Origin of the sequence: Methylophilus sp. 42, from assembly GCF_000384155.1 — a bacterium.
Lineage (GTDB): Bacteria > Pseudomonadota > Gammaproteobacteria > Burkholderiales > Methylophilaceae > Methylophilus.
This window is the reverse complement of sequence record NZ_KB913031.1, coordinates 2,510,891-2,521,643: the sequence shown is the minus strand read 5'-3', so window position 1 is coordinate 2,521,643 and position 10,753 is coordinate 2,510,891. Positions and strand designations below refer to the sequence as shown.

Here is a 10,753-nt window from a genome sequence, read left to right as displayed (position 1 = left end):
CTTGTTAGCGCGTGAGTATCAGCCAGCCGCTTAAGGCGATCGCTGTCGCCGCCAAAAACAGATTCACTGCAGGCGGTAACCACAGCACATGGCCGCGCGGTTTTTCCTGGATATTTAGCGACTGGCAAAATACCAGGAACTGTACAGCAGACAATAAGGCCGTACAGGCACCGATGAGAATAAATCCCACCCCGATATACAGTGACAACGCGCTTTGTGCATGTGGCAGCGGGTGATCGTGAGCCACTAGTTGCATAAACAGGCCAAAACGCTCAATCACAAAGCCTAGCCCCATCAGGGCAATCGCCGAGCGTTGCCAGGCCAGCAAGGTGCGTTCGGCGGCAAAATATACACGTGGGTCGTCAAGGTAAGACATAGGGCCTCTTTCAGGTTTTTCGTTGTGCCGAGATCACACCTGGCACCTGTTGCAAGCGCAGCAGCAAGTGCTGTAACTGGTCAATATCAGTGAGTTCTACCGTAAATTGCATCAATGCCACATGATTGCGACTCAGCGTGTTGGCCTTGGTGGTGTTGATCTTTTCACGTGCAAACAGTTCGCTGATATCGCGCAGCAAGCCCTGCCTGTCATTGGCTTCCAGCACAATATCCACCTCTGATAATCCTGGTTGACGGTCGCCCCATTGCGCCGCCAGCAGGCGGTTCTGGCGTACATCTGCCAAGCGTGTGATAAAGGTGCAAGCCTGGCGATGGATGGTGACGCTATGGTTGCGCGTCAGGTAGCCGACAATAGGCTCGGGCGATACGGGTTTGCAGCACCTAGCCATGGTGGTTTGCACATTGCCTATGCCTTCAATGGTGACCCCGGCATGGTTGACCTGCGAGGCGGTCGGGCGCTTGACCAGTGGCGGTGCTGGCGTTGTTTCGGCAGGCGCTATTTCACCCTGGATGGTAATCGCAATCTGGTGCTCGCTAATGTCACCGCGACCAATCGCGGCCAGGCAGTCTTCCAGTTTCTGAAATTGCAGTTTTTGTGCGATACGTTCAAGTGGCAGGCTGCCTGCCCCGGCCCTATGCAGTTCTTTATCCAGCTTGGCGCGGCCCTGGGCGACATTCTCTTCAAAGTGCTGGTACTTGAACCAGTGCCTGACCTTGGCACGTGCGCTCGGGCTTTGTAAAAAGCCCAGCGACGCATTCAGCCAGTCGCGGCTGGGCGCACCTTGTTTGGCGGTGAGGATTTCTACGCGCTGCCCATTCTCCAGCCGCGTGTGCAGTGGCACAATCTGGCCATTGATTTTTGCGCCTTTGGTTCTATGCCCGAGGTCGGTGTGCAAGGCATAAGCAAAATCGATCGGCGTGGCGCCGTGCGGCAAATCAATGACCTTGCCTTGCGGTGTCAGCACATATACCTTGTCCTGAAACAGTTCACTATTAAATTGTTCCAGCAAGTCGCCATGGTCGGCCACCTCATCTTTCCATGAAAGAATCTGGCGTAACCAGGCAATTTTTTCGTCGAATTTGGCATCAGATTTGGCACCTTCTTTATAACGCCAGTGCGCCGCCACGCCTAACTCTGAATGCTGGTGCATTTCAAAGGTACGGATTTGTACTTCCAGCGCGAGGCCGCGCGGGCCACTCACCGCCGTGTGCAGCGAGCGATAATTGTTGCTTTTCGGGCGCGCGATATAGTCGTCAAACTCGCCAGGAATCGGCTGCCATAGATGATGCACCAGGCCCAGCGCGGTATAGCAGTCCTTGATGTCATCGACCATGATGCGCACGGCACGCACGTCATACAGCTGGTTAAACTGCAAATGCTTGCTCTTCATTTTTTTGACGATGCTGGAGATATGTTTGGGTCGCCCGCTGACATCGGCCTTCACGCCAGCTTGAGTCAGCTCGTGCTGTAACTGTGCGACAACATCCGTGATGTATTGCTCGCGATCCACACGCCGCTCGTCGAGCATCTTCGCCACTTCTTTGTAAAGCTGCGGCTCCAGGTAACGCAACGATAAATCTTCTAGCTCCCATTTTAACTGCCACACGCCCAGCCGATTGGCCAGTGGGGCAAAGATGCTCTGGTTTTCGCGCGCAACCTGCGCCTGGCACGCCGGGCTAGCGCCCGAGAGGTGCCGCAGCAATTGCGTGCGCTCCGCCAGTTTGATCAGTACCACGCGGATATCCTGCACCATGGCCAGCAGCATTTTACGTAATGCTTCCAACTGCTGCGCCCTGTCATTGTGTTTGTTGTCCTCAGGCTGCGCCCCGTCGACTTCACTTAAGGCCTGGATATGTGACATACGTGCGATGCCCTCTATCAAGCTCACCACCGTTTGCCCGAACTGGCTGGATAGGTTATCAGACCAGTCGCTTAACAAGTCAGGCGCGGCCTGTAAGATGGCGGCTATCAGGCTATCTGCATCCATATTCATTTCAGCCACAATGGCGGCAGTCCCCAGGGCGTGTTGCAGTAAGGGGCTGTCGTTGATAGCATATTTTCCGCTATACAGGGTGGTTGCCAGTTCGCCAGCCTGGCGAATCTGCGCTAATTCATGCGTGGTGAAACGTTGTGGTAAAGACGTAATCCATCCAGCGAGCGCTTGAGGATCGTTAGACGTTGGTGTGTGTGCAGGGCGACGTGCTGAAACCATAAAGTATTATCGCCGCGATTGCGCATGAGCGTAAAGCTAAAACGCGCCCGGACAATTTGTCAGGGCGCGCGATGAGGGGGATTCTTGCTGCTTTTATGCGAACAGGCTGATCCCCAGCACCGCCGCCAGGGCAATCCCAATCGCCAGCAGCAGGAAGATAAAGAAGAACACTTTGGAGATCGTTGCGGCACCAGACTCGATGCCTCTGAAGCCCAGTAAACCGGCAATAAAAGAGATCACAAGAAACAGTAATGCATAATAAAGCATAGGTCTGGCCTTTCATTTTAGGCAGTGAAGATGATGGCATCTTAAAAGACCGGGCCAGCTTGCTCTATCGGTAATTTGCTAAATAATTGGTCAGAATCAGCCTACGTGGTGATGGTTTACAAGCGTTAATCAGCTTCGCTTACTCATCAAATGCGCTATATTATGTGGGACTTGATGTTGTGGCCTGCAACAGCTTTGTGCGCATAAGTGAGTGTTGACTCACTATGACAATAAGCAATGAATACGCGCCATCGTGAGTCTGCCCATTTAAATAAAAAAATCCTTATGAAGGGAGCGCGCCATGCGTTCGATTCACACCATACCAGCGACCGCTCGCCTCGCATGTTTGCTCATGATCGTGCAATGCCTGCTGCCCGCTTTCGCCTTTGCCGCCAGTGATAGCGCCAAAGTGATTCTTGGGCCGTCGCATAAAACCGGCAGTAAAGCCGAGGCAAGGCCAGCAGTGATTGCGCTCGTCAGCATGGATGAAGTGTTGCCTGATTGCCAGCAGCAAGTCACGGTGACAAAAGTCAAAACAGTCGCTTATAGCGAGAGTGGTATCACGCCGGAGAAAATTGGCGTTGACTGGCTGGGGAGCAAACTGGATATTGCGACCAATGTCGGTGAAAACCCGGTGCTATCGCTGGAAGAAATCCAGGCGGCTAACCAGTTTATCAAGGTCGGCAAGCGTTACCTGATTCATTTTCAGCTCTGCGGTGATGGCGGCGTTCAGCGTAGCCTGATTAATATGTACGCCGAACAAATGACGCCTGCGCGCCCTGTGCGCAAAATTAAAACCTAGAGGCATAGTCAGAGGTGTTGCCTAGCCAACATTTTGGCGACGTTTGTTGTTGAATTGGCAGCATCTGTTTTTCAAGTGATTGATTATGAAGGGTTTAAATCTGGCATTTTATTTGCTGTTAAATCAAGACATTGTTTAATCAGGAAAATCGAAATGCCACGAATTATTGGAGTCTCCGGAAATATTACTGCACCCTCAAGAACCTTGTCGCTGGTGGAGTCTGTGGTGACCAAGGCCAGCCAGAAGTTTCATAGTCCGGGTGAGGTGATCGATATTTCCAAACTGACGGCAGATCTGGGGCCTACTGTGTCCTTTAACCAGTTTCCACCGGCATTAACACAAGCCTACGATAAGCTGCACCAGGCCGATATTATCGTCATTGGCACGCCGGTGTATAAAGCTTCTTATACCGGCTTGCTCAAGCACTTTTTTGATCTGGTCGACCCGAAGAAACTCACTGGTAAAGTTGCTATTTTGGTGGCAACAGGAGGCAGCGATCATCATGCGCTGGTGCTGGAGTCGCACTTAAGAAGTCTGGCCAGCTTTTTTGGTATTTACACCATCCCGACCACCATTTATGCCCGGGATGCAGAGTTCACGAATTACCAATTGGACAGTGCCGTGATTGAACAGCGTATCGACCAGGCGCTAGAACAGGCCGCGGTGTTGATTAAGCAGAATTTGCCGGAAACGCTGGTTGCCTAGCAGGTTGTTTGCAAGATTCGGCATAAAAAAAGAGGGGATATATTCCCCTCTTTTTTTATGCGATCAGGTTGAGTTCTTTTAACCTGGCGCGCAGGATATTGCGGCTGATGCCCAGCAGTTTGGCGGTATGCACCTGATTGTTTTTACTGTGCTCATAAGCCTTGCTGACCGTGGTGCCATTGATCAGCTCATACAGGTTTTCCGGGGCTTGTTCAAACAGCTCTTCGAGAATATTTTCCAATTTATAGAGCGCACTTTGGCGCTCATAGCTGACCCGGCTTGGCAGTGGTGCCGTGATGCCGCTGTCTTCATCAGACGTAAACTCTGGCCGGTTAAAGCTGATTTTGGGTAAATTCAGATCTTTTGGATAAAGCGTATCGGAGGTACTCACCAGTACCGCACGGTGAATGACGTTTTCCAGTTCACGAATATTGCCCGGCCACGGATATTCCATCAGTAGCGAAGTGGTTTCGGGGGCCAGTTTGTGGTCCGAAGTGTTCAGCTTATTGCGATATACGGCCAGGAAATGCTCAACCAGCGGCAGGATATCGCCACGGCGCTCGCGCAATGGCAGTAATTCAACTGGCACCACTTTAATCCGGTAATACAAGTCTTCGCGGAAACGTCCCGCTTTGACGGCTTCTTCCAGGTTCACATTGGTCGCCGCAATCAGGCGCACATCAATCGGGATGGGCTTTCTTGAGCCTACGCGCACGACTTCACGCTCTTGCAGCACGCGCAATAATTTGACCTGTGTCGACTGTGGCAAGTCACCGATTTCATCCAGGAACAGTGTGCCGCCATTGGCGGTTTCAAACCAGCCAACTTTGGAGGTGTTGGCGCCGGTAAACGCGCCTTTTTCGTAGCCAAACAACTCGCTCTCAACCAGGGTTTCTGAGAAAGCGCCGCAATTAATGGCCTGGAACGGGCCGTTTCTGCGGTTGCTCAGTGAGTGGATATGGCGGGCAATGAGTTCTTTACCCGTTCCTGTTTCGCCAATGATCAGCGCGGTCGCATTGCTGGAAGCGATTCTTTCGATCAAAGACAGCAGATTTTGCGATTTGGGATCGCTGAATACCAGTGCACTTGCCCGCACGGACAAGCTGACGGCAGACGGATTGGGGTGTGTGATCACATGGTCAGTACGTTCGGTGTACGAATCACGGATATCCCATCGTTGTGCGCTCATCATTGACTCCTTATTTAACAGGCGAGTCACTATATTACATTGATCATTAATAAGTCAAAGTTCTATAAATTATAACAATATTCATATTGGTTATATTGAAGGTAAGCCAGATCATGGGCGGGAATTCAACATTTTGCTGTGTTAATCGCAACACTTGTTGCCGGGGCAACAGGTGCTCGGCATCGGTGTTTTTTCTAAGTGTCTAATTATTATAGATAAATTTTACCTGTTGCAAGTGGCACAGTCTTTGCCAAGTAGTCCGTGTTGTTTTCGCATGAATTTTGAAAGGACTGACAATGACTGTCGTGACTGTTAATACTGAACTGGATCTGGATCATTACGTAAACGAAACTGTGGCGGAAGCCAAACTGGCTTTTGAGGTCTTTCGCGAGACGGATAGCATTACTGCCAATGGCACCGTGGGCTTTGTGCATCGCGTGCCAGGCCAGGACAAATTGATCATCGTGAATGACCCGGGCCCGTTTAACAAGGGCAAGCCAATTGAGGCAACCGTGGTTGGCTTTGATGGTACGGTCTATGCCGGCAAAGGCAGTGGCGCAGGCGCTGGCCGTTATACCAAATTGTTCCAGGTGCGCCCGGAAGTCACCACGATTTCGCATATACATTCCACCTACCTGGGTGCCTGGGCACAAACACACCGCACATTGCCTATCCGTTATGTGCCGGTGCAGCGCTTTAACCTGATTAAAGAGTTACCGATTTATATTGACCGCCGCCAGCAGGAAGTCGATTTTATCCTCGACCAGATTGCGATTAATCCACATCACACGGCGATTCTTGAAGCCAATGGTGGTGCCACGGTATGGGGTAAACAAGGTCTGCGCAAACTGGCAGAGTTTATTCTGTTGCTGGAGGAAGGCGCCAAGTTGCAAACCCTGGCAGAGGCCCTGGGTGGCTCCCGTGAGTATGGCCCAGGCGTGTTGAAGCAACAATGGAAAATGTCCAAGCTTTACGACCAGGCTAAAGAAGAAGGCTTGTTGCGTCCTTCCGACTTGTAATCACAGGAGCTACCAAGTGACCACAGCACAACATATCGATCAAATCTGGTTTACCCGTTGCCCGGTGCCGACTGCCACGGGCCTGGCTTATAAATTAGGCTGGCTTAATGAAGAGTTTGCGCGTGACAACATTAACATTGCCACGTTGCAAGAAGCGCCCAAAGAGTTATCCAAGCATCATTACGATCATGAGTTACCTTCGTTGATTCGTGAGGGTGGCAACTTGCTGGCGCTGGCTGCCAAGGCACAAGGTGCACCGACCAAGCTGATTGGCTTGACCTGGATTGATGAATGGCAAGCGATCCTGGTGAGGCCGGATAGTGGCATTACCACGCCTGAACAATTGAAGGGATTGCGCCTGGCTTTGCCGGCGTTTATCGAGCATCCGATTGCCAGCCATGTACGCGGCAGCAGTATTGCTCGTGGCATGAGCCTGCATGGTTATAAAGGCGCCTTGAATATCGCTGGCTTGACGCTGGATGATGTGACTTTGGTAGAGGTGCCTTCTGGTCGTGGTAATCGTAATGGCCGTGATAACCCCAATGGTCTAGGTGAGTTGTGGTCTGGCCTTGATGCACTTATCGAAGGCAAGGTCGATGCGGTATATGTAAAAGGCGCATCTGCGGTGGATGCCGCTAAGCGTGTGGGGGCTGTGGTGGGGATCGATCTTGATAGCTATCCTGAGCTGTCCAGCCGCGTCAATAACGGCACACCGCGTCCGATCACCGTACATCAGTCATTGTTGGACAATCATTATGACCTGGTGGTGCGTTTCCTCTACCAGACCTTGCGTGCGGCAGATTGGGCCAAAAGCAACCTCAAAGGCGTACGCGAAATCCTCGAATCCGAAACCCGCTCGGGCGAAGACGGCGTGGCGACGGCTTATGGTGAGAACTTCCATTTGCAACTGGCGCCTGATTTGTCCCCGGAGCGCGTAGAGCTGTTCCGCCAGCAAAAGAACTTTATGCTGGTGCATGGCCTGTTGGACAAGGATTTTGACCTGGATGCGTGGATTGATTTCAGGCCGTTGCGTGATGCAGAACAGCAGTTGCATCAATATGCGGCGGTTGCCTGAAGCAAGTAAGTAAGCCTCGCGGCTTAAGCGTAAATAAGGAGTAAGTGTGAGCAGATTTTTAAACTATGTATTTTCGGCATTGGCGGTGACTGCATTCACTATGTCAGGCGCCCACAGTGCTGAAACTGACCCGAAAGTGGTGAGAATTGCCACTGTGGCTTATAACCTCAATGGCAAGACGCACTATCTGGGTAGCACCGAGTTGGCCAGTGAAACCGGCTTGGATGAAACCTTGGCTAAGCGCGGCGTCAAGCTGGAGTGGGTGCCTGCTGCCACGGCGATGGTCGGCCCCATCGTCAACGAAGCCTTTGCCAACAAGAGCATAGACTTCGCGGCCTATGGCGATTTACCACCGATTATTTTGAACGGCTCCAAGCCACGCGTGCAATTAGTCGCGCCGTGGGGACGTAGCGGTAACTCTTATTTGGTGGTGCCCGCCAATTCAACAGCAAAAACGATTGCTGACCTCAAAGGCAAGCGCATTGCCTTGCACCGTGGCCGTCCGTGGGAGATTCCGTTTGCCAACCTGGTGCAGAAAAATGGCTTCAAGCTGACCGACTTCAAGATTGTGAACGTGAATCCGCAAGTCGGTGCTGCGGCATTGGCCAGTGGCTCGGTAGATGCGTTCTTCTCTTTAAGTGATGCCTATAACCTGGTGGATAAAGGCGTGGGTAAAATCATCTGGTCGACCAAAAATGCCCCACCGGACTGGAAACTGATGGGTGGCTTGTGGGCGCGTAATGACTTTGTCAAAGAGCATCCAGAGCTCACTCAAGCCATCGTCACCTCATTCATTAAAGCCAACCATTGGGCAGCGCAAGAGGCGCACAAGGAAACCTACCTCAAGGATTATGCTAGCCTGGTGCAGCCTGAGAGTGTGGTCAGGCGCGACTATGAAGATGATAGCGTGAGCTGGCGTGACCGCTGGTCACCGCTTTATGACCAGGCGCTGGTGGATCATTACAAACGTGCAGCCTCTTATGCGCGTGAGTCTGGCCTGATTCGAAACGATATTGATATTCAGCAACTGCTTAACGCAAGCTTTGTCGACAAAGCTTTAAAGGAGTTGAACCTGGAGACTTTCTGGGCACCGTCCCGGATTGCATCACAACAATAACCTTTATTGCTTCCCGGCAATCCCTTCCAACAGATGGTCTCCCGCCATCTGTTTTTTTATGTCTGTTGCTATACCAGCACATGCCTGCCGTCAGATGATGGATATACAACATTGCCCAATACAGGGTATTCGCTGGAATGTATATAACCTTATGATTATTAAGTAATAAATATTAATTTTTAACTTGGCACAGGGATTGCGTATAGCACTCTAGTTATTTTGCACAGGAAGAAACATGAGTCGCCCTAAAACCGCTTTAAGTGTGATCAATGAAGCGCACGTAGATAGCCTCGGCGAAGACAATGCGTCGGTGAGACCGTTAGGCCTGCGTGGTTCGCAACATCTGTCACTGGCGAGCTCGGCGGCCGTGCTGGCGGTAGAGGGCGTTTCCAAGACTTTCCAGCTCAACGGTAAAGCGTTGACCGTGCTGTCAGACTTTTCACTGGCAGTGACTAAAGGCGAATTTATTTCCATTGTCGGTAGTAGTGGCTGCGGCAAGTCGACCTTACTCAGGCTGATTGCAGGACTGGATAGCGCTTACGACGGCAGCATTGTCTGGCTGGGTGACAAAGTCTCAGGGACCTCACTGGACCGGGGCCTGGTGTTTCAGGAGCATCGTTTGTTCCCGTGGCTGACCGTTGAGCAGAATGTGGCGTTGGCACTGGAATCTTCTGGCCTGACACAGCAGGAGGTGGATGCGCGCGTGAAACACCAAATTGAGCTGGTTGGCCTGTCTGGATTTGCCCAGGCGTTCCCTCATCAGATTTCAGGCGGTATGTCGCAGCGTGTCGCGATTGCCAGGGCCTTGGTGCTAAAACCAAGATTGTTATTACTGGATGAACCGTTTGGCGCACTGGATGCATTGACTCGCCTCAAGATGCAGCAAGAATTGCAACGTCTTTGGGAAACCGAAGGCACGACTTCCATCCTGGTTACGCATGACGTCGAAGAAGCAGTGTTCCTGGGAGATCGCGTGGTGGTCATGGAAGCCAATCCAGGGCGTATCAAACGCGTGGTGGCTGTGGATTTACCCAGACCGCGCCATCGTACTTCACCGGAGTTTCAGCGCATTAAAGATGATGTGTTAAGCGACTTCATCGAGATTAGTTAGATTTATTAGGAGTTTGTATGTCAACAACGGCACTGAAAACGCCCGCTGAGCATTCTACGATTTGGGATTCACTCACAGATAAAAGCAAAGCCAGAAAGAACCTGGTCGCCACTGGCGAAGATTTTGGCAAGTTATCCGAGCGTCTGGTCAGCAAGTTTAATCGCGTAGAGCAGATTATTCCGCGTAATAAATTGCTGGCGCTGATCGGTGTGGTCATTCTGGCCCATATTCTGGGCGTGACTGGGTTTATTAATGCCTTGCATCAACCCAGCATCGTCAAGCCAAAGAAAAACGAAGTGATTGTGGAGTTTGTGAAGCCAGAGGTGATTCCGCCACCCGTCATTGAGCCGCCAAAACCACCTCCGCCACCACCACCGCAGGTCAAGCGCGCTGACCCACCGCCACAGGCCGCCAAGCCAACGGCATTAAGGACCGCCCCCGCTGACCAGCATATTGCGCCGAACGACATTGTGGTACAGGAAAACACCACCGCGGCAAAAACCAGCGGCCCGGTGGTCGCTGACCCGGCGCCAGAACCAGCGCCACCTCCGCCGGTGGTGGTGAAAGAGGAGCCACTGGTAGAAGCCAAAGGTGGTGTCGGTCATTTGAATAATCCTGATCCTGAATATCCCGATTTTGCTGCGGACCAGGGCTGGGAAGGCACGGTGGTATTGCGGGTGAAAGTGTTGCCTAACGGCAAGCCTGCCGATGTGAAGGTTAAGAAGTCCAGTGGACACGGTGTACTGGATGATGCTGCGGTTGCTGCAGCGAAGCGCTGGGCATTTACCCCGGCAAAACGAGGGAATACCCCGGTCGAAGGTTGGGCAACATTCCCAGTTGAGTTCAAGCTGCAGTAATT

The 10,753-nt window shown here is 51.9% G+C and carries 11 protein-coding genes; 7 read left to right on the top strand and 4 right to left on the bottom strand.

Features of this window, described 5'->3' with window-relative positions; translation table 11 throughout:
* Positions 1–4: 4 nt before the first annotated feature.
* The 3 genes from MET42_RS0112005 to MET42_RS14660 form a co-directional block, all read right to left on the bottom strand.
* On the bottom strand, positions 5–376 hold the full coding sequence (locus MET42_RS0112005) for a YidH family protein (RefSeq protein WP_019883277.1): 372 nt from the start codon (positions 374–376) through the stop codon (positions 5–7).
* Positions 377–386: 10 nt separating this feature from the next.
* Positions 387–2,609, bottom strand: coding sequence for a bifunctional (p)ppGpp synthetase/guanosine-3',5'-bis(diphosphate) 3'-pyrophosphohydrolase (locus tag MET42_RS0112000; RefSeq protein WP_019883276.1), 2,223 nt, complete (start codon positions 2,607–2,609; stop codon positions 387–389).
* 93 nt (positions 2,610–2,702) lie between these two features.
* Positions 2,703–2,876 (bottom strand): DUF1328 domain-containing protein, encoded by a 174-nt coding sequence (locus tag MET42_RS14660; protein WP_019883275.1) that lies wholly within the window; start codon positions 2,874–2,876, stop codon positions 2,703–2,705.
* 301 nt (positions 2,877–3,177) lie between these two features.
* Between MET42_RS14660 and MET42_RS0111990 the strand changes: the two genes are divergently transcribed.
* Positions 3,178–3,678, top strand: coding sequence for a hypothetical protein (locus MET42_RS0111990; protein WP_019883274.1), 501 nt, complete (start codon positions 3,178–3,180; stop codon positions 3,676–3,678).
* A 153-nt stretch (positions 3,679–3,831) separates the two neighbouring features.
* The gene (locus MET42_RS0111985; protein WP_029512430.1) at positions 3,832–4,383 is read left to right on the top strand and encodes an NAD(P)H-dependent oxidoreductase; all 552 of its coding nucleotides are present in this window, start codon (positions 3,832–3,834) and stop codon (positions 4,381–4,383) included.
* A 55-nt stretch (positions 4,384–4,438) separates the two neighbouring features.
* On the opposite strand, the gene MET42_RS0111980 is transcribed toward MET42_RS0111985, so the two are convergent.
* Complete coding sequence (locus MET42_RS0111980; protein ID WP_019883272.1) at positions 4,439–5,572, bottom strand: sigma-54-dependent Fis family transcriptional regulator; 1,134 nt, start codon at positions 5,570–5,572, stop codon at positions 4,439–4,441.
* A 296-nt stretch (positions 5,573–5,868) separates the two neighbouring features.
* Between MET42_RS0111980 and MET42_RS0111975 the strand changes: the two genes are divergently transcribed.
* The 5 genes from MET42_RS0111975 to MET42_RS0111955 all read left to right on the top strand — a co-directional run bounded on the left by MET42_RS0111975 (position 5,869) and on the right by MET42_RS0111955 (position 10,751).
* Entirely contained in the window at positions 5,869–6,591 is a 723-nt protein-coding gene (locus tag MET42_RS0111975) for a class II aldolase/adducin family protein (protein ID WP_019883270.1), read from the top strand.
* Positions 6,592–6,607: 16 nt separating this feature from the next.
* Positions 6,608–7,666 carry an ABC transporter substrate-binding protein gene (locus MET42_RS0111970; RefSeq protein WP_019883268.1) on the top strand — a complete coding sequence of 353 codons (1,059 nt, stop codon included), beginning with the start codon at positions 6,608–6,610 and terminating at the stop codon, positions 7,664–7,666.
* Positions 7,667–7,712: 46 nt separating this feature from the next.
* The gene (locus MET42_RS0111965; RefSeq protein ID WP_019883267.1) at positions 7,713–8,783 is read left to right on the top strand and encodes an ABC transporter substrate-binding protein; all 1,071 of its coding nucleotides are present in this window, start codon (positions 7,713–7,715) and stop codon (positions 8,781–8,783) included.
* A 235-nt stretch (positions 8,784–9,018) separates the two neighbouring features.
* Positions 9,019–9,894 carry an ABC transporter ATP-binding protein gene (locus MET42_RS0111960; RefSeq protein WP_019883266.1) on the top strand — a complete coding sequence of 292 codons (876 nt, stop codon included), beginning with the start codon at positions 9,019–9,021 and terminating at the stop codon, positions 9,892–9,894.
* A 17-nt stretch (positions 9,895–9,911) separates the two neighbouring features.
* A complete protein-coding gene (locus tag MET42_RS0111955; RefSeq protein ID WP_019883265.1) occupies positions 9,912–10,751 on the top strand; it encodes an energy transducer TonB in 840 nt (279 codons plus the stop codon).
* The last annotated feature ends 2 nt before the right edge of the window (positions 10,752–10,753 follow it).

Excerpts from the sequence above, each read along its gene's own strand:
- MET42_RS0111955 (WP_019883265.1), top strand. The coding sequence starts at position 9,912 with ATGTCAACAACGGCACTGAAAACGCCCGCTGAGCATTCTACGATTTGG.
- MET42_RS0112005 (WP_019883277.1), bottom strand. The coding sequence starts at position 376 with ATGTCTTACCTTGACGACCCACGTGTATATTTTGCCGCCGAACGCACC.
- MET42_RS0111960 (WP_019883266.1), top strand. The coding sequence starts at position 9,019 with ATGAGTCGCCCTAAAACCGCTTTAAGTGTGATCAATGAAGCGCACGTA.
- MET42_RS0111990 (WP_019883274.1), top strand. The coding sequence starts at position 3,178 with ATGCGTTCGATTCACACCATACCAGCGACCGCTCGCCTCGCATGTTTG.
- MET42_RS14660 (WP_019883275.1), bottom strand. The coding sequence starts at position 2,876 with ATGCTTTATTATGCATTACTGTTTCTTGTGATCTCTTTTATTGCCGGT.
- MET42_RS0111980 (WP_019883272.1), bottom strand. The coding sequence starts at position 5,572 with ATGAGCGCACAACGATGGGATATCCGTGATTCGTACACCGAACGTACT.
- MET42_RS0111975 (WP_019883270.1), top strand. The coding sequence starts at position 5,869 with ATGACTGTCGTGACTGTTAATACTGAACTGGATCTGGATCATTACGTA.
- MET42_RS0111985 (WP_029512430.1), top strand. The coding sequence starts at position 3,832 with ATGCCACGAATTATTGGAGTCTCCGGAAATATTACTGCACCCTCAAGA.
- MET42_RS0112000 (WP_019883276.1), bottom strand. The coding sequence starts at position 2,609 with ATGGTTTCAGCACGTCGCCCTGCACACACACCAACGTCTAACGATCCT.